The following is a 19,427-nucleotide window of genomic DNA, read 5'->3' on the forward strand; positions in this document are numbered from 1 at the left end:
TCAATCAAAACTTTTCTTAAAACCTCGAAAAATCAGACCAACTGTGATATACTTACCTGTTCGTTCAACCACCGCCGAAGCAGCGAAGAACCGAACTATACCCCCACCCGCAAAAACCGTCAACTCCCAAACAATAAAAAATTCCGCAAAACACACCAACAATCTGAAATTCAATAGATTTTATTTCAGATACTATTTCAGAACTTTCAAAACACCATCAATCCAAACCCAAACAGTACAAAACCATCCAATTCTCACAACTACAAACAGAAACTCAACTCTCAACACCCATAACAACAAAGGTCGTCTGAAATCTCTTTCAGACGACCTTTGCTAATCCAAACACAGTCCCAAACAAATAATTGTCAATTTAACGCTTCAGTAAGATTTCCAATACAAACTTACTACCTACATAAGCAAACATGAGACTGACAAATCCAATAATTGTCCAAACGGCTGCTTTTTTACCTCGCCATGCCGTCATACTGTGCTTAAGCAGCAACGCACCGTAAATTATCCATGAGAGAATGCCGAATACGGTTTTATGGGTAAATGTAACGGGTTTTCCGAATACAGCCTCTGCAAAAAATGTCCCGCTGACAACCGAATAGGTTAACAAGATAAAACCTACCCACATCCCCTGGAACATGAGCTTTTCCAAACTCAGTAAAGACGGCAGAAAACCGGACAAACTGGAAACACGTCGCCTATGCAGGTTACGGTTGAGCAGCAAAATCAAAACGGCAAACAAGGTCACAATACCGAATAAACCGTATGCCAGCAACGATGTACCAATGTGCGACATAAACGGCAAATCATTGATTTGGTAACCGACATATTTCCCAGGGAACAGTGCGCCCAATAATAAGGTAAACGCTGCACACGGATACAAAAGCAGCTGTAATCCGCGCAGACGATAGAAAAAACTACCAACGAAATACACCAGCAGCATCAACCACACAATCAAACTGATGGAATACCCAAAGCCCATGATCAAAATCTTGTCTTGAATGACAGGCATAAGCAATACGGCACCGTGCATGGTCAGCGCAGCACCCAAAACAGCTAATTCGGCTTTTAGGGGATAATCTTTAATCTCTCGGGTCTTGTGGTTGAACCAAACGAATATACCCAATCCGGCATACACCAGTATCAGGCAAATCAGGATAGTCGGCATAACAAACTTTCTTGGCGCGCATACATAACCGCACGCGATAGTGTAAAATAATCTCAATTTTATTTTAGCAAAGAATGCCCCGAACAGGGCAGCTATTATCATTACCAAGGACAAGCATGTTAGACAACTTAACCAACCGCTTTAGTAAAGTTTTCAAAAATATCCGCGGTCAAGCAAAACTGACAGAAGACAACATCAAAGAGGCGCTGCGGGAAGTCCGCCTTGCCCTGCTCGAAGCGGACGTTGCCCTGCCCGTCGTAAAAGAATTTGTCAACAACGTCAAAGAAAAAGCGCTTGGACAGGAGGTTGCCGGCAGCCTGACGCCCGACCAAGCCTTTATCGGTGTCGTCAACCAAGCCCTGATCGAATTGATGGGTAAGGAAAATTCCTCTTTGGACTTAGCAGCCGTACCGCCTGCTGTCGTTTTAATGGCAGGTCTGCAAGGTGCGGGGAAAACCACCACCGTCGGCAAACTCGCCCGTCTGCTGAAAAACGAACAGAAGAAAAAAGTCTTGGTCGTTTCAGCCGACGTGTACCGCCCTGCCGCTATTGAACAGTTGCGCCTTTTGGCTGAGCAAGTCGGCATTGACTTCTTCCCTTCCGACTCCAATCAGAAACCTGTCGAAATTGCTACTGCTGCGATTGATTATGCAAAAAAACACTTTTACGACGTCTTGATGGTCGATACCGCCGGACGCTTGGCGATTGACGAAGAGATGATGAATGAAATCAAAGCGCTGCACGCAGCCGTCAATCCCGTAGAAACCTTATTCGTCGTCGATGCCATGTTGGGTCAAGACGCTGTAAACACTGCACAAGCATTTAACGAAGCCTTGCCGCTGACCGGCGTCATCCTGACCAAAATGGACGGCGATTCACGCGGCGGCGCAGCATTGTCTGTGCGCCACGTTACCGGAAAACCCATCAAATTTATCGGTATCGGTGAAAAAATCACAGGACTCGAACCCTTTTACCCAGACCGTATCGCCAGCCGCATTCTCGGCATGGGCGACGTGTTGAGCCTGATTGAAGATGTCCAAAAAGGCATAGACGAAGAAGCCGCCGCTAAAATGGCGAAAAAGCTGCAAAAGGGCAAAGGCTTCGACCTCAATGACTTTAAAGAACAAATCCAGCAAATGCGTAATATGGGCGGGCTGGAAAGCCTGATGTCAAAAATGCCGGGCGAACTGGGTCAGATTTCCAAACAAATTCCCGAAGGCACGGCAGAAAAAGCCATGGGTAAAGTCGAAGCCATCATCAACTCCATGACGCCCAAAGAACGTGCCAACCCAACCCTGCTCAAAGCCAGCCGCAAACGCCGCATTGCCGCAGGTGCCGGCACCAGCGTGGAAGAAGTCAACAAAATGCTCAAACAGTTTGAACAATCGCAGCAAGTGATGAAAATGTTCAGCGGGAAAGGACTGGGCAAACTGATGCGTATGGCAAAAGGCATGAAGGGTATGAAAGGAATGTTCCCCGGAATGTAATCAACAGGAAAACTAAGAGGGGTCGTCTGAAAACCAAATTTGCGTTTTCAGACGACCTCTCTTTATGTATATTAGATTAAATTTAAACCAGTACGGTGTTGCCTCGCCTTGCCGTACTATTTGTACTGCCTGCGGCTTCGTCGCCTTGTCCTGATTTAAATTTAATCCACTATATAGACATCGGGAATTAAGTCTTTTATTCGAGATTCATGTCCAGTTGAGCAAACCCGCCTGACAAAACAAAAAACCCGCAGCATAGCTGCGGGTTTGATACCTATTTAACACTAAACCGGTATTACCATTCGTAGTTCACACCTACGTTGTAAGATGCAGAGCCACCTGAAGAGGTACCCACTGCAAGACCGGCTTTAGCTGCAAAGTTTTCATTGAAGCGGTAGCCTGCACCCACTGCAACTGCAGTGTCAGATTTGAAACCACCTAAAGCAGCGGTAACGTTGAATTTACCAACGCTGTAAGGTTGGAACAGACCGCTGAGGGCTGCTTGTGCAGCCAGACCTTGGCGGGTCTCTTTGCGCAGATTAGCTACGTTTTTGTCCAAGCTGTCGATACGTGCTGAGTTTTTAGCAATGCCTGCAGCGTGTTGGTTGCTTGCTGTTTGCAGTGTCGCAATATCGGCTTTGTTAGTTGCAACTTGTGTGGCATTAGCTTTAACTGCATCTTGAGCTTGAGCAGCAGCAGTTTGCGCCGCACTTGCTACATTATTGGCAGTAACAGCGGATGCTTGTGCGTCTTTAGCATGGCTTTCAGCAGTTTCAGCAGATTTTTGGGCAACTTCAACAGAACCTTGTACAGACTTAGCTGATTTTTCAGCTTCAACAGCTGCTTTTTTAGCAGTCTCGATATCAGCTTTATCAGCTTTTTTGTCAATTGCTGCTTTGTTGGCATCAATATCTTGGCGGTTAACTTCTAAAGCTTCCATTGCAGCTTTACCTGCCAAGGCAAGATCACCGATGTCTTTATCCAAGCTGGTAATAGCATTGTTGAAACCTTCGTTAGCTTTCTCTTGCTCTTCAAGAGCAGCAGTATTTTCAGCAATCGCCGCTTTATTAGCATCAATGTCTTGACGGTTAACTTCTAAAGCGTCCATTGCAGCTTTACCTGCTAATGCAAGATCACCAATGTCTTTTTTATTGGCATCAATGTCTTTACGGTTGGCTTCCAAAGCCTCAGTTGCTTTCAGACCTGCTTGCGCCAAGTCAACGATGTCTTTATCGTGACGAGCGATGGCTGCGCTAGTTGCATCGCTCAGGGCAGTTACTTCATCACCGATGTCGTTAACTTTTTTGCCCATATTGTCAGTGTATTTTGCCAATTCTTCGAAATCAGCTTTATCGGCTTTAGTTTCGATTGCTGCTTTATTGGCATCAATGTCTTGACGGTTAACCTCTAAAGCATCAGCTGCAGCCAAACTTACTTTTTTCAAAGTACTGATATCTTCATCAAGGCTGGAGATTGCATTGTTGAAGCCTTCGTTAGCTTCCTCTTGTTCTTTCAGAGAAGCAGTATTTTCAGCAATTGCCGCTTTATTGGCAGCAATTGCCGCTTTATTGGCATCAATTTCTTTACGATTGTCTTCTACAGCTTCTGCCGCAAGCCCCAAGCCCTTCGCCAAGTCAACGATGCCTTGTTTATTGGCATCAATATCTTTACGGTTGGCGTCCAAAGCCTCAGTTGCTTTCAGACCTGCTTGCGCCAAATCAACGATTTCTTTATCGTGGCGAGTAATAGCTGCGCTGGTTGCATCGCTCAGGGCAGTCACTTCATCACCGATGTCGTTAACTTTTTTGCCCATATTGTCAGTGTATTTTGCCAATTCCTCGAAGTCAGCTTTATCTGCTTTGGTTTCGATTGCCGCTTTATTAGCATTTACATCCGCGCTGATGGCATTAACAACTTCTGCAGTTTTTACCAATGCTTCGCTGTTGTCGTTGACAGTTTCGGTCAATTCGCCCAATGCTTTATCGTGTTCAGCAACAACTTCTTTCAGACCCAGTCCGCCAAAGCCGTCAGCATCAACATCTGCTTGTGTAGCTTCTTTAGTAGATTTGGAATCATCGTCACCAGTCACAACGATTTCATCACCAACTTTGAAACCATTGAGTTCTTGAGCATTTTCGATTGCTGCAAGCGCGGCTTGTTCAGCGGCTTTTTTGGCTCGTTCAGTTTCAGCAGTCAAATCAGCAAGACTTTGGTCATGTTTTGCTGCAACTTCTTTCAAGCCCAGTCCGCCAAATTCGTCCTTCTCAACGTCTTCTTTGGTAGCTTTTTTGACTGATTTAATACCGTCATCATCGGTAACAACGATTTCATCATTTTCTTTAAAGCCGTTGAGTGCTTGAGCATTCTCAGCTGCTGCAAGTGCTGATTGTTCTGCAACTTTTTCCAAAGCTTCGGTCAGACCTGCCACGCCTTTGCTTGCCTTGTCGGCTTTATCGGCAACTGCATCAATTTTAGAAGCGGCATCCACTGCATTAGCGGCGGCATCTTTGGCTTCTTTTACTTTGCTGTCAATATTGGCAGAAAGTTCAGTGACTTTATCTTCAGCGGCTTTAGCAGCGTCTTTAGCTTCTTTCACTTTGCCGTCAACGTTGGCGGAAAGCTCGGTTACTTTATCTTCAGCAGCCTTGGCAGTGGCTTTGGCATCCGCTGCGTCTTGCGCCAGGCTGTCCACACGGGTGTTTACTGCGGTTACGTCTTCGTTTACTTTGTCAATGGATTCGGAAAGCTCGGATGAAGCTTTGGAAATTTCACTGTCCACCTCATTAAATTTGGTGGAAATGTCTTTACCCATTTCTGTAACTGACTTATTCAGATCGTTCACACCTGTGGCAACTTCGGCAATACGAGTACCATTGGTGGTAATGGCAGTTTTCAGTTCTTCGATGGTTTCGTCTTGATCATCTAAAGCATCGTCTATGTCTTTTGCTAAATTATCCACTCGTGTGTTAACCGCGGTAAGGCCACCTGCCAAGCCTACACCTTTCAGGCTGTCGGCTTCGATATCTTCATTAGTGGCTTTGCGGATGGTTTTGCTGCCATCTTCATTTGTGGCAATGAAATCTTTGCCAGATGCAAAGCCGTTAACTGCCTGCTCTAATTCCATAGTTTTCAACAGCAGGGCTTCGCTGCCATTTTTAAAGGTCAGTTTCTCCGTATCTTTGTTATATGTTGTACCTTCGCCGAAAACGGATTGAAATGCCGCAACACCTTGTAAATCTTGACGAACTTTTTCTACAAGATTTACTTCTTCTGCGCTCGCAGTGCCGCTCACTACGGCTGCCGCAACAGCCAGACTCAATGCTTTTACGTTAAATTTTTTCATGTTTTTTACCTTTTTGTGGTGGGTGTAAGGACGTTATTCAAGTTTCTCTTTTCCCCGTAAACTGAAAAAGGGACACCGCATGGTCTTAACGGTGATAGTAACTTGAAGAAAGTTGCACCCACAATTGTAAAAAAATGAAATTTAAATGCAAGTATTCTGCATAGATTTTTCAAATATCATGAAAATATGTTGTATATATACATCATCTGCATAAGATGCAAGAAGCACAAAAAGTCATGTATAGTGGATTAAATTTAAACCAGTACGGCGTTGCCTCGCCTTGCCGTACTATCTGTACTGTCTGCGGCTTCGTCGTCTTATCCTGATGTAAATTTAATCCACTATAAATAATCTTACTTATCTCGAATGATGAAAGTATGTCGCGTATAAACCGTTATATTCCACTAAGCATTCTGCAATTGAGTTCCAAATTCACTGATTTTTTAGAGCACAAAAACAAAAAAGACTGCATAAAGCAGTCTTTTTTGTCACAAAGCGGCGATTAGCGTTTGAACAGGTTGCCGAATTTGTTGTTGAATTTATCCACGCGACCGGTAGTATCGACGATTTTTTGAGTACCGGTGTAGAACGGATGGCACAAAGAGCAAACCTCGATGTTGAAGCTGTCTTTTTCCAGAGCGGATTTGGTGACGAATTTGTTACCGCAAGAGCAGGTAACATTGATTTCGTGGTAATTAGGATGGATATCTTGTTTCATGTTGTTTCCTTTCGATTAAGCGGGCATAGGGGATGTACCTATGCTTCAAACAAGCTGGCGATTATTGATAATTTTTGTTTGTTTGTCAAGAAGATATTACCTCTACGCCGGATACGGTTCTGGAAAAATCGTTATTTATCGGCACGATATGCGAATTTGCTGAGAAAACGTTATGGTCAGCAGGTATCCGCCTGAGCAATATTTGTTGTAAATAAGGTTTCTTTTAACGCCTCCAACTATTAAGCTGCAGATTTAAGATGGTGGATTGGCTTGAAGCAGTGACCTTGTACTCGCCAAGCTTCTACCATTCTAGCGAATAATTTACAAATGACATTATACTTTTTATTATTGTTGTTTAGATTATAAACATACCGAAATTTACTATTTTTCATAAACTTCATCTTGCAGGTCGGGTCTCATGCAAACCTGCCCTTAAAATGGAAAGTTGGATAATGAGTATTAAAACAAAAACCTGTTCTTGGCTGCTACGCGGACTGGGCGGAATGTTGCCCCAGTCTTATATGAGGGTTATAGGACCGCCTTCTAAAAAAATCAGAGCTTTCCTTGCATCGGGAATTTCTTCGCATATCGGCAGAAACGTCAATATTGACAAAGGCGCGTACGTCATGCCGGATACGGTGATCGGCGATAACTCGGGCATCGGCGTTAATTGCGAAATTTGCTACGGCTTGACGATAGGCAATAATGTCATGATGGGGCCGGAATGTTTGTTTTATTCTAATAATCATAAGTTTAATCGTGAGACTTTGAAGTATGAGGGCTACACGGGGGTCAATCCGATTGTGATTGAGGATGATGTGTGGATCGGAAGGCGCGCGATTATTATGGGCGGGGTACGGGTAGGCAAAGGAGCAGTTATCGGCGCAGGGGCTGTGGTAACCAAAGATGTGCCGCCGTACTGCGTCGCCGCGGGGAATCCTGCAGTCATCAAGAAGAACCTATTGGAAGATTGAGTACACACATCACGGTTTTCAACCAGATATAAAAAGGTCGTCTGAAAATGTTTTCAGACGACCTTTTTCATATCAAATCAAATTAGCCGCGCCGCCAAGTCGTGCCGCCGGCGTTGTCTTCCAGAATGATTTTGTGTTCGTTCAGGAGGTCGCGGATGCGGTCGGACTCTGCCCAGTTTTTATCCGCGCGCGCCTGTTTCCGCTGTGCGATTAAATCTTCGATTTCTTCGTTGGAGAGGCCGTCTGAAACCGCGCCGCCCTGCAGGAACTCGGTCGGGTCGCGTTGCAGCAGGCCGATGATACCGCCCAAGGCTTTCAGGCAGCCGGCGAGGTGCGCATCGTTGGTTTTGTTCACTTCGCCTGCCAGTTCGAACAGCACGGCAACGGCTTCGACCGTACCGAAATCGTCGTTCATGGCGGCGTAGAAGCGGCGGGTGTAGTCGTTGGCGTTTTCGGACAATTCGAACGCGGCGGCAGGGGTGTTTTTCAAGGCGGTGTACAGGCGGGTCAGCGCGCCTTTTGCGTCGTCCAGATGCGCGTCGGAGTAGTTTAGCGGGCTGCGGTAGTGGGCGCGCAGGATGAAGAAGCGCACGACTTCCGGGTCATATTGCTTCAACACTTCGCGGATGGTGAAAAAGTTGCCCAACGATTTGGACATTTTTTCGCCGTCCACACGGATGAAACCGTTGTGCAGCCAGTATTTGACGTGGCTGGCAATACTTTGCCCGTGGTGGGTTTGCGCGTGGTCATGGCCGCAGGTATGCCCTGTCGCGCCGACACTTTGGGCGATTTCGTTTTCGTGGTGCGGGAACTGCAAATCCGCGCCGCCGCCGTGAATGTCGAAAGTGTCGCCGAACAGGTTTTCACTCATGGCAGAGCATTCGATGTGCCAACCCGGACGACCATTGCCCCACGGGCTTTCCCATGCCGGTTCGCCTGCTTTGGCGGCTTTCCACAACACAAAATCAAGCGGATCGCGTTTGAAACCGTCCACTTCCACACGCTCGCCTGCGCGCAAGTCGTCCAACGATTTGCCCGATAATTGGCCGTAAGCGGCAAACTCGCGCACGGCGTAGTAAACGTCGCCATTTGCGGCAGGGTATGCCTTGCCGTTTTGAATCAGGGTTTCAATCATGGCAATCATTTGCGGAATGTTTTCCGTCGCCTTCGGCTCGATATCGGGACGCAATACGCCCAAAGCATCGGCATCTTCGTGCATGGCTTGGATGAAACGCGCAGTCAGTTCGCCGATGGTCTCGCCGTTTTCAGCCGCGCGGGCGATGATTTTGTCGTCGATGTCGGTGATATTGCGCACATAAGTGAGCGGATAGCCACACTCGCGCAACCAACGGGCAATCATGTCGAACACAACCATCACGCGGGCATGACCTAAGTGGCAGTAGTCGTAAACGGTCATGCCGCAAACGTACATACGCACGTTTTTAGGGTCGATGGGGATGAAAGGTTCTTTTTGACGGGTCAGGGTGTTGTAGATGGTGGTCATGGGTTTTCACTAAAAGGTGTCGTTAGTATATGAGAGTATATGAGGTCGTCTGAAAACCGCTTAGACGACGTCTACCAATGGAATCAAGTTTATTTATAGTGGATTAACTTTAAACCAGTACGGCGTTGCCTCGCCTTGCTGTACTATCTGTACTATCTGTACTATCTGTACTATCTGTACTGTCTGCGGCTTCGTTGCCTTGTCCTGATTTAAAGTTAATCCACTATAGATTCTAAAATAAGTTTGTGGATATTCAGTAACTTTTAGTTCTAATAATGATTAAAAAACGATGATTACTGTCTACCAAGATTATGGTGGGAAGCCATTACTGTGTTTGTTCTGTTTCATATTTTTCAGACGACCTCTTTAATAAATTAAAGGTCGTCTGAAATTTTTTATTCCGGCTTAAACACGCCTGTATCGGTTTTAGGCTGTTGCTCGGCAATCTCGGTATTTGCTGCTGCCTGCTCCGCTTCTGCTTTCTCGGCTTCGACGCGTTTTTTTTCAGTCAGGTATTGGTTGATTTGGTGTACCAATTCCTGTGTGCCTTGGTGTGTCAGTGCGCTGATTTGGAAGAGGCGCGGGGTTTCCATATCGAATTGGAAACGGTCGTCCGGTTTGGGGTAATCCCAGCCGATGGCTTCTAGGAAGGAGGCGGTGCGTTCTTGTGCTTCTTCTTCATCGAGCATGTCGAGTTTGTTCAGCACCAGCCAGCGCGGTTTGCCGTAAAGTTCTTCGTCGTATTTGCGCAGTTCGTTGATGATGGCGAGGGCTTCTTCGGCGGGGTTGACGGTTTCGTCGAAGGGGGCTAAATCGACGACGTGCAGCAACAGACCGGTGCGCGATAAGTGTTTGAGGAAGCGATGGCCGAGGCCTGCGCCTTCTGCAGCACCTTCGATCAGACCGGGGATGTCGGCCATGACGAAGCTGTGGTTTTCGTCGATGCGTACGACGCCTAAGTTCGGATGCAAGGTAGTGAAGGGGTAGTTGGCAATTTTGGGACGTGCGGCAGATACGGCGGTAATCAGGGTGGATTTACCGGCGTTGGGCATGCCTAATAAGCCGACATCGGCAAGGACTTTGAGTTCGAGTTGCAGGGAACGGGTGTCGCCTTCTTCGCCGGGCGTGGATTGTTTGGGGGCGCGGTTGACGGAGGATTTGAAGTGGATATTGCCCAAGCCGCCTTTGCCGCCTTTAGCGAGGCAGACACGCTGACCGTGGTAGGTGAGATCGGCGACGATTTCGTCGGTGTCGAGGTCGCGGATAAGGGTGCCGACGGGCATTTTGAGGACGATGTCGTCCGCCCCTGCGCCGTAGCGGTCGGAGCCGTGGCCTTTTTCGCCGTTTTTGGCTTGGTAGCGTTTGACGAAGCGGTATTCAACAAGGGTGTTAGTGTTTTCGTCGGCTTCTGCCCAGACGCTGCCGCCTTTGCCGCCGTCGCCGCCGTCGGGGCCGCCGCGCGGTACGAATTTTTCGCGGCGGAAACTAGTTGCGCCATTACCGCCTTTGCCTGCGGCGACTTCGATTTTTGCTTCGTCGATAAATTTCATGGTGTTCTCTTGTATTTTGAGTTTCAGACGACCTTTTGTGTCGGAGGTCGTCTGAAAAATGGGAATGGGGATATTATAAGGGATATGGGGGATGTGCGCCCGTTTCTCTGCCCCGCTTGGTTTTTGCCGGAGGTTTTTTGTGAAAACAGCCGTCCTGAAATCGCGGTTTCGGACGGCTGTCTGCTTTTAGGGATTATTTAGCAGTTTTTTGTTCTTCGCGTACTCTGTCTGCAAGCAGGTCTATGGTTTTCATACCTGATTCCCAGTCGGCAAATTCGACTTTGTATTTACCACCGACAATGACGGTAGGCGTGCCGTCGATTTTGTAGGTATTGGTCAGCTCTGCCATTTTGTCTGCGCGGGTTTGGCTTTCGGGGGATTCGTAGGCGGCGAGGACTTTTTTGCCGTCAAAAGCGGTTTGCTCGGCCAACCATTTTTTGAGAGTTTCATGGTCTTGCAGTTTGACTTTCTGATTAACCATAGCATCAAAGATATGGCTGTTTGCAATGTCTTTGGTGTCTGCGACCGCCATATCGACGGCGGCAGCAAGGCGCGCCAACGGTTTCATCTCATCGCCCCAGACGACGTGTTCGGTACGAAGGTAGGTGTCGTCTTTGAATGTTTTGACGTGTTTGCTCAAAACGGGCTCGAGGTGGGCGCAGTGCGGACAGAAGTAGCCGAAAAATTCGAGGACTTCGACTTTGCCTGCTTGTTGCTGAGGAATGGGGGTGCTGAGAGTGGTGTAGTTAAGCCCCTCAACTAAAGCGACAGGCGCAGCGGAGGCTGCTGAGGCTGCAGGTACGCTGTCGGCAGGGACGCTGGTTTGGGCTTTGTTGTCGCAGGCGGTCAGCGCCAGTAGGGCGGCAGCGAGGGTAAGGGTTTTCAGTTTCATGTTTACTCCGTGATTTTCAGTCTAACATGGGATTTTATTGTATTTTTACAGTTTGATATATGGTTTGATGCGAAAAAGACGGTTTCATATGAAGAAAAGATGGTTTCAGACGACCTTTGAAAAATAGGGATTTAGTGCAAATTTACAGTCTGCAGGTACTGACTTTCAGTATTTTTAAACTGAGAATCTTGAGCAAAAGTATCAAACTGCAAATAGTTTGAAGAAATCGGCGGATTCGGATTTGAAGTGCAACACTTGCCGCATACTGACCTTTTTCTGTTATGGAAAGTTGCACTTCAAATTCGAATCCAAGGTCGTCTGAAAATCCGTCCATGCATTGCTACTATTTGTAAGATGCAACAGGTTTGCGCTTTTATGACAACAATTCAATTCCACGAAACAATTGAATAAAGAAAATATCAATACAATTTACCTTATAAAAAAGCCTGAACATATTTTCGATGTTCAGGCTTTTGATATTTGGCTCCCCGACCTGGGCTCGAACCAGGGACCTGCGGATTAACAGTCCGTCGCTCTACCGACTGAGCTATCGGGGAATTAGAAAGGGGATTATATCTTAAAAAAACAAGAAGTCAAGAATTAATCCCCTATTATCATTAATGATATGATTTATATGTGGTTTTATAAAATTTCTGCAATATGTTTAGCAGCACGTTTAGCATCCAGCAAGATCAAACCCAGCTTACCGCTTTCCTTCGCCATCAGTGCCAATACTGCATTATCACCTGCTTGACTCAACAGAATATAACCTGTTTTACCTTTAACCATCACTTGATCCAACTCACCACATGCCAGCTCATGCACTGAACGATTGCCCAATGCCAACAATGTTGCAGACATAGCACCAACTCTGTCCGCATTCAAATGTGATGGAAGCATTGTAGCAATTGGCAAACCATCAGTCGATATTACAGCTGAAGCTGTAATATCGGGAGAAGTATTATTTAAATCACTCAACACGGAGATTAATAATTGTTGCATATTTATTCCATTCTAAAATTATAACTTTAGTTATATAGTTTGCTGGCGGCTACCATATCTGTGGTACAACACTTTAACCAGTGTCACGAACGCCTCTTTATTTAAGTCAGGCATACCACCTATAACTAGAATCAGCTTAGTTTCACCAATGTACAATGGGAAAAATGTTAACTCGCTCTGACCAGAAGGATCACAAATCCCCCATGCACTATTATTGATATGCAAATTGTTACGAATCAGCAGGCGATGACCATCTTCCATCTTAGCCACCTCGCTTGCCAACAGGCCCAACTCTTCAGCAGCTTCATGATGAAAATTAGCATTGGCGAAATACAGGCCATTCTCATCAGCCAGCAAAGCTTTACCTGAATTAGACAACTGCTCTAACAATTCCGGTAACTGCTCATCTGTTAAATGAATATCTTCGTTACTAATATTTTCATCACCATATAAAAACTCTAAACGTTGCAAACGGTACAACAAGTTTAAAGCCGTATTGATATCACTGGTATCAGCCCAAGCTAGAATTTTTTCACTACTAATGACCTCTGACGGGTTTGCACGCAATAAGCTATATAGCAATGTTCTACTTGCACTTGGTGTATCGCTGGTTACTGCATAATAAGCACCAGCAGGTGTAATTCTGGGATATAAATTTGATTGCAAAGAAAGTGTTGATTCCATTTTATACCTCTAAACCCGGATCAATTGAGAACAACATTGCGCTAACCAATTGTTTGACATCATCTTCTCTACGAGCATCAATCTCAAAAACCGGTACATTAAAATTATTTTGTGCTAAATATTTCTGATATACATCAACGCTTGGCAATGAACGAATATCCATTTTGGTAACGCCTACTACTAATGGCGCTGTTTTCAATAATTCTCGGAATGCTTCCAAGAAGAATTGCAAATCCTTCAATGGGTTTGTTCGTGTATTATCCAAAAGCAATACCAATCCCATACTACCCTGGCTTAGAATTTCCCACATAAAGTTAAAACGTTCTTGCCCCGGTGTACCATATAAATGAACTTTGACTTCTTCATCCAAATGGATCACACCATAATCCATTGCTACGGTCGTATACCCCTTACGAACCAGCGTCATATCTGATGCAGATGCATCTGTCTGTACAGGCGGCTCATCTGATAACGCAGAAATTGCTGTTGTTTTACCTACTCCAACCGGACCGGTAAAGATAATTTTATTTTCTTTCATTACATGTCCTTTTTATCGTTTTCCCAATAATTTACGCATTAAGCGCTGTAACAAACCGCGTGGCTGCTCTTGCGAAGGACCTGCCACTTTTTCTGCATCCTTAACCATCTGACTATCAGGCACATCACTATTAACACTAACATGTTCAGAAATATTGGCATGCTGATTAGCTTGATTCGGAGCATATTCGCTATCGGTTGCCAAAAAGCCTGTTACAGAAGTTGCCGCCAAATAATTCAAGATATCCGGCATTTCCAAAGGCATAACTTTATAGAGGATATTTAAGTTGACTGATGTTTTAGTTAAAAACGCAGATAACCTCATAGACTCTGGAACCGGAGCAAGCCTGGTCAAATTAGGCCAACGCTTTAAAGTGAAAATCGTTTGGGGAGTCATCGGATAAATCAATCTTCCCTGAGCAGTCCAAATTGCCATCTGCCACAAACAAGACATAATCGTTACTTTGGCTTTTTCTTTCCACTGAGGATTATCCGGCACGACTTTGCATACAACAGATAAATTGTCATTTTTACAAAGCCCTTCTAACTCATGGGCGTTGACTGTCAGCAATACCCTTTGAATACTTGGGAAAACAATTAATACCGGTTTGCCCTCATGTAAAACGGCAATATCCTGATGGCCTTGACTGGCAAACTTCAAAGCACCAAGTAATCCTTTATTCGGATTAAAGCGACGAATAGTAGCCTTTCTACTTTCGTTACCGTTTTGCGTTCCTTCTTGTACTCCCGCCTTTTGAGCCGAAGCATCAAAAATATTCCCCCCCTGCGCCAAACTTCTCAAAATCGGGAATAAGGTATCGAATTTAACCGGCTTAGCCAAATACGGCGTTGTAACAGATGGCTCTTGCGAACAAAACATCGCAACAGGAATATCAGGATATTTGATTTTGAGCGTTTTCCAAGTTTCAATGCCCTCAGCAGTATCAGTATCTACCAATACTAAATCTGGTATTTCATCTGAATCTGAGTCAAGAATCTGATAGTTCGTCGTATTGTGCATTTTAAAGGCCATACGGAAAACGGCTTCTTGCTGCTCGCTCATATCGCGCAGCATAATCCGTATGGTTTTGATTTTAGGTAACAGATTATCCATCATGGTACTCTCTAATTATTTTATTTTTTTGAATGTTGATTTACATGTTGCAGCAAACGGCTCATTGCCAATACCACTTCTTCCGGAAGGCTGACAACGCGTTCACGCAATAAGCGCAAGAATTGTTCCAGACGCGCCCAATCCTCTACTCTTTCGTAAAGATCGAACAGCATCACATACAATTGAGATTCTTGCGGGTACTGTAAAACAGCTTGTTCCAAAGTACCTATGGCCAAATCCAACTGACCGTACATCAGCAAAGATTCCACTTCTTTCAATGCTTCATCCGCAGGAGAGGCATTGACACTAATAATAGAAGAATCCTTTTGTACCAGTTCGCGATATTTAGCTTTCATTTGTAGAGAAGTAGGTTGGATATAACCCCTTTCCAAACCAATTTCTCTGATTTTATTTTCGTTAGGTCCTTTCTCCAAATCATCAAATACTTCATGATAACCAAGGCTATACCCCCAACCTAGCATGCGTTCTTTCACTTGGCGGCCATACTGACCCAATGAGTGGTACAGCTTCCACAAGTGTTTAGCAAACTGACTAATTTCTTCATGTTGATAGTCAAGTTTTAATGCATCAATGATAAGGCTTGCAGGCTTGGAAGAACTTTGAATGGCACGGTTATATTGTTGAACAGCAGTTTCATAACCTACTTTGTCTTTCAAGATTTTGGCACTTTGTTCAGGTTTAACGAACCCGATAACAGCACCCATCTCTTCTGGCGTAATATCCGTAAACTCTTTCTTGCCTAATACGATAGAAGAACGTTTAGAAACGCCAGGAGCATGATGGGCACCAGTATTATCATTAGCTGTAGCAGGCGCGGATGCGGATGTCTCTTCCAAATCAGGTTGTTCTCCAATTTGACGCTCGATCTCCTGCATACTCCAGCCCAAACGTCCTTCTGCCAATACACGTAATGGCAAATGTGTTTGATCGGACATCAAGCCTGCTTTAACGTACTCAGCCAAACTTTCTTCAGACAAGACAGAGCCATGACGCTCCAAGGCATCTGTCAACATATCGATATTGCCAACCCGCAGACTCAGCCCGACAAGCTCATGCACTAATTTTTCAGGCGCACCGTCGCTCAGGCCATTCAAATAACCTGCCAAGGATTCGGCAGCTTTACTCTCATAACCGAATTGCTTATATACTTGATATTCCGTCAGCGGATCGACTTCTTGCGCAGATACCGACGTAGTTGAACCGGCAGAACTACTGCCTCCCCATTCCCAATCTTGTTGATCCGGATCGGAAACGGATTGATTGATTTGATCAACCCAATCCGGACTTCCCCCTTCAATACTTTCTTGATTTGGGTGATGGTTTTTTTTGGATGATGCTTTAGCTGCTTTTGTCGTCTTTTTAGTTTTAGCTGTGCCGTTCTGTTTATAAAAAATAAACAGTAGCACCATAAACAAAAGCACTAGCAATATGATTAAAAGATAATTCAAGAACACCTCCCGATACTGTGGTGCAGCAAATAAAACTACATATATTCGATGTTCGGCATTTATGGAAACAGCCGAATCATCTATTCCCCAATTGAATTATGATAACATGATTCAACCAATAATTACATTAAAAACCATTTGTCAGACACTCCCACTATCGGATTTACAACTCAAACACGCCGATGGATTCGACGTGTGAAGTCTGTGCAAACATATTCATTACGCCGGAGGATTTGAAGTTGTACCCCTTATTTACCAAGACTTCCGCGTCGCGCGCAAAAGTTGAAGGGTTACATGAAACATATACGATTCTTTTCGGCAGATATGGAGCGTGTAGCGATTTGACAACAGCATAAGCACCACTCCTTGGAGGATCGAGTAATATTTTGTCGAACACACCCCATGAGGCTACTGTTTTTTCATCCGTATCGAACAAGTCTGCCGTCTTAAACGACACATATTTTACACAACTGTTTCGAAGAGCGTTTTGTTTTGCACGTAAAACAAGCGAATCCAGACCTTCAATACCTATTACTGATGCACCACTCTTTGCCATAGGCAGGCTGAAATTGCCGAGACCACAAAACAAATCCGCCACCCTGTCATTGGGCTGTATATCCAATAGGCGCAAAGCTCTACTGATCATTACAGCATTCAATTCCGCATTAATCTGCGTAAAATCACCTGGCTGATAAGGCATTTCCACAGAAAATTCAGGCAAACTGTACTTCAATTCAGGCAAATTCTTAGGGTACAGTGCAGTTGACGGCTCGCCCCCATATTGAAACCAGACCTGCCAAACTTGCTTTACCCCACCTGATATCTTATCAAACCATGTCTCAATTTGCTTCAAAGAGTAGCTAGACGGTTTTTTTATGAAACAAATGTTCAAAACAACCAATTCACGGCTATTAAAAAATTCTACAAATCGGACTGCCGCCCCGCCATCAGACAGCGTTTGCAACAATAATTTCACCACAGGCAGGACATCTGAAATATGCTGCGGCAACACATGACATACCTCAATATCGACTACTTCATTGGTTTTTTTCGCCTGAAAACCCATTTTCAGACGACCCTTCTTATCGACTGAGACACTCAACCGCGCCCTATCCCGATAATGCCAAGCCGAACCATAAATAGGTGGCAAAATCTGCTCCGGCATGACTCTGCCGATACGCTCAAGCTGTTCTTCCAAAATACGTTGCTTCAATGCAACTTGAGCGGTTGGAGACACATGTTGCAACGAGCAGCCGCCACATGTCTCATAATAACCACACGCAGGCCGGACTCGTTCAACCGACTCTTTTAATACTTCTACTGTCTCTGCTTCGCTGAACTGTTTCTTCTCCCTCAGCACCCGAAACGACACTTTCTCAGTAGGCAGCGCACCTTTAATAAAGACTGTTTTGCCATGTACTCTGGCAACGCCGCGCCCCTCATAATCCAAAGAAAAAACATCAGCCACGCCGTCAAAACATTTCGTATCAGCCATCACTTATCCACTCGACACCCGGTTTATCTTTTCAGACGACCCCAATCCATACCTGCCGCTCAAATCGGCAAGCAACCGAAAGGGCATATTTTCGCACAAAAAAATACAGATTCAGGTATGATTTCCCAAAATCTTCTTTTCATTTATTACAAGTATTACGACACATGAAAAAAACCATTTTCGGTCTGACCGCTGCCTTTTTCGTTACCGCCGCCTCAGCCAACACACCCATCCCGGACGTTTCTCCCGTTTCCGAAGGTCAGCACGTCGTCATCAATATTCCGCAACAACGCTTATTCTTATATACAGACGGCAAACTGACCAAAATCTATCCTGTCGCCGTCGGCAAGGCCATGACCCAAACCACATTGGGCGAACACAAAATCGGCGCCAAAGCCTTCAATCCGACTTGGCACATCCCTAAATCCATCCAAAAAGAACGTGGCGACGGCGTCAAAAGCGTACCAGCAGGCCCTAACAATCCGCTCGGTCCCGTTTTTGTCCGTCTCGGCGATCCCAAACTCGGTTTAGGCATTCACGGCACTAATGCCCCAGCTAGCGTACCGGGCGTCCGCAGTCACGGCTGCGTCCGTATGAAGTCTCCGGATGCACTGGAATTTGCCAAAACAATCGCCTCCGGCGCTCCCGCCTCCGTCATCTACCAAATGGCCAGCCTCAACGAAGATGCCAACCAAAACCTTTGGCTAGCCGCATACCACGACCCATACGGCAAAAAAAATCTGGATACTGCCGTCTTGAAGAAAAGTATTGCCGCTTGGGCAAAAGCACACGGTAAAACCATTAATCCAGCTAAAGTAGACGCTATTTTAAAAAACCGCACCGGTGCTGCCAACTGTCTGACCTGTGCCAAAGGCGTCAAACTCAAAACCCCGTTGAAATCACTCGCCTGGACGAGCGGCTCCAGCGCTTTCAGCAAACTTAAAATTGCGCCTAAGCCTGCTCCGGTCAAAGATGTGGTTCTGCCTAAAGGTACTGAAATCGAAGTCGAAGCTGACGATACACCCGCTTCCGCACCAAACCAAAGCGTTCGTCCTGAAGCAAATCCGGCAAAACTGTACAACGCCCCCGCCAGCACGCCGAGCTATCCGAAATATGACATCCCCGAAGGCAGCGAGCCGACAGGAGTGTTGTTCTAAAAGCAAAGGAATTTTCCGAATGCAAAGGTCGTCTGAAATTCAGCTCCCTAACAATATAGGAGCCGACAAATTTCAGACAACCTTTTTCATCCAATATCGTTCACATCCTTACAATCAAACCGCCCGCGCTCCCTTTTTTCCAATAACCGCTTTACCAAACTAAATACCAACTGCTTGAGACCTTTGCAAAATTCCTTTTCCCCCGACAGCCGAAACCCAAACACAGGTTTTCGTCTATTTCCGCACCCCCAAATCACTCCTAATTTTACCCAAATATCCCCTTAATCCTCCCCGGATACCCGATAATCAGGCATCCGGGCCACT

Annotated in this window: 15 protein-coding genes, 1 tRNA gene and 1 pseudogene; 3 read left to right on the forward strand and 14 right to left on the reverse strand. The window is 45.5% G+C overall.

What is annotated here, in order from left to right; translation table 11 throughout:
* Positions 1-370: 370 nt before the first annotated feature.
* The gene (locus tag AAG834_RS11775) at positions 371-1,177 is read right to left on the reverse strand and encodes a cytochrome C assembly family protein (RefSeq protein ID WP_342032232.1); all 807 of its coding nucleotides are present in this window, start codon (positions 1,175-1,177) and stop codon (positions 371-373) included.
* Positions 1,178-1,293: 116 nt separating this feature from the next.
* Between AAG834_RS11775 and ffh the strand changes: the two genes are divergently transcribed.
* Entirely contained in the window at positions 1,294-2,664 is a 1,371-nt protein-coding gene (ffh, locus tag AAG834_RS11780) for a signal recognition particle protein (protein ID WP_003780112.1), read from the forward strand.
* 295 nt (positions 2,665-2,959) lie between these two features.
* Here the strand turns inward: ffh and AAG834_RS11790 are convergent, their stop codons facing one another.
* The 3 genes and pseudogenes from AAG834_RS11790 to rpmE all read right to left on the reverse strand — a co-directional run bounded on the left by AAG834_RS11790 (position 2,960) and on the right by rpmE (position 6,725).
* On the reverse strand, positions 2,960-6,007 hold the full coding sequence (locus AAG834_RS11790; RefSeq protein WP_342032233.1) for a YadA-like family protein: 3,048 nt from the start codon (positions 6,005-6,007) through the stop codon (positions 2,960-2,962).
* A 235-nt stretch (positions 6,008-6,242) separates the two neighbouring features.
* A pseudogene (locus tag AAG834_RS13875) lies at positions 6,243-6,368 on the reverse strand (IS5/IS1182 family transposase); the annotation flags it as partial.
* 141 nt (positions 6,369-6,509) lie between these two features.
* The gene (gene rpmE / locus AAG834_RS11795) at positions 6,510-6,725 is read right to left on the reverse strand and encodes a 50S ribosomal protein L31 (RefSeq protein ID WP_016686438.1); all 216 of its coding nucleotides are present in this window, start codon (positions 6,723-6,725) and stop codon (positions 6,510-6,512) included.
* Between the two features lie 452 nt (positions 6,726-7,177).
* On the opposite strand from rpmE, the gene AAG834_RS11800 reads away from it, so the two are divergent.
* The gene (locus tag AAG834_RS11800) at positions 7,178-7,699 is read left to right on the forward strand and encodes a DapH/DapD/GlmU-related protein (RefSeq protein WP_049230060.1); all 522 of its coding nucleotides are present in this window, start codon (positions 7,178-7,180) and stop codon (positions 7,697-7,699) included.
* Between the two features lie 82 nt (positions 7,700-7,781).
* On the opposite strand, the gene cysS is transcribed toward AAG834_RS11800, so the two are convergent.
* The 10 genes from cysS to rlmD all read right to left on the reverse strand — a co-directional run bounded on the left by cysS (position 7,782) and on the right by rlmD (position 17,946).
* The gene (gene cysS, locus AAG834_RS11805) at positions 7,782-9,203 is read right to left on the reverse strand and encodes a cysteine--tRNA ligase (protein WP_342032234.1); all 1,422 of its coding nucleotides are present in this window, start codon (positions 9,201-9,203) and stop codon (positions 7,782-7,784) included.
* 395 nt (positions 9,204-9,598) lie between these two features.
* Positions 9,599-10,753, reverse strand: coding sequence for a GTPase ObgE (gene obgE, locus AAG834_RS11810; protein WP_342032235.1), 1,155 nt, complete (start codon positions 10,751-10,753; stop codon positions 9,599-9,601).
* Positions 10,754-10,946: 193 nt separating this feature from the next.
* A complete protein-coding gene (locus AAG834_RS11815; protein ID WP_342032236.1) occupies positions 10,947-11,645 on the reverse strand; it encodes a thiol:disulfide interchange protein DsbA/DsbL in 699 nt (232 codons plus the stop codon).
* Positions 11,646-12,126: 481 nt separating this feature from the next.
* Positions 12,127-12,202, reverse strand: a tRNA-Asn gene (locus AAG834_RS11820).
* Between the two features lie 85 nt (positions 12,203-12,287).
* The gene (locus tag AAG834_RS11825; RefSeq protein WP_003760395.1) at positions 12,288-12,647 is read right to left on the reverse strand and encodes a roadblock/LC7 domain-containing protein; all 360 of its coding nucleotides are present in this window, start codon (positions 12,645-12,647) and stop codon (positions 12,288-12,290) included.
* A 30-nt stretch (positions 12,648-12,677) separates the two neighbouring features.
* Positions 12,678-13,331: a hypothetical protein gene (locus AAG834_RS11830; protein ID WP_009313121.1), complete on the reverse strand. Its 654-nt coding sequence runs from the start codon at positions 13,329-13,331 to the stop codon at positions 12,678-12,680.
* A 1-nt stretch (position 13,332) separates the two neighbouring features.
* The gene (locus AAG834_RS11835; RefSeq protein WP_003760398.1) at positions 13,333-13,869 is read right to left on the reverse strand and encodes a GTP-binding protein; all 537 of its coding nucleotides are present in this window, start codon (positions 13,867-13,869) and stop codon (positions 13,333-13,335) included.
* A gap of 12 nt (positions 13,870-13,881) precedes the next feature.
* Entirely contained in the window at positions 13,882-14,982 is a 1,101-nt protein-coding gene (locus tag AAG834_RS11840; RefSeq protein ID WP_342032239.1) for a response regulator, read from the reverse strand.
* 20 nt (positions 14,983-15,002) lie between these two features.
* Positions 15,003-16,457 carry a 23S rRNA methyltransferase gene (locus tag AAG834_RS11845; RefSeq protein ID WP_070514350.1) on the reverse strand — a complete coding sequence of 485 codons (1,455 nt, stop codon included), beginning with the start codon at positions 16,455-16,457 and terminating at the stop codon, positions 15,003-15,005.
* Positions 16,458-16,614: 157 nt separating this feature from the next.
* Positions 16,615-17,946: a 23S rRNA (uracil(1939)-C(5))-methyltransferase RlmD gene (rlmD, locus tag AAG834_RS11850; protein WP_342032237.1), complete on the reverse strand. Its 1,332-nt coding sequence runs from the start codon at positions 17,944-17,946 to the stop codon at positions 16,615-16,617.
* Between the two features lie 164 nt (positions 17,947-18,110).
* Here rlmD and AAG834_RS11855 point away from each other — a divergent pair, with 164 nt between their 5' ends.
* Positions 18,111-19,103 carry a L,D-transpeptidase gene (locus AAG834_RS11855; protein ID WP_342032238.1) on the forward strand — a complete coding sequence of 331 codons (993 nt, stop codon included), beginning with the start codon at positions 18,111-18,113 and terminating at the stop codon, positions 19,101-19,103.
* Positions 19,104-19,427 lie beyond the last annotated feature (324 nt).

It is taken from the genome of Neisseria sp. Marseille-Q2251 (assembly GCF_940793045.1).
Taxonomy (GTDB): domain Bacteria; phylum Pseudomonadota; class Gammaproteobacteria; order Burkholderiales; family Neisseriaceae; genus Neisseria.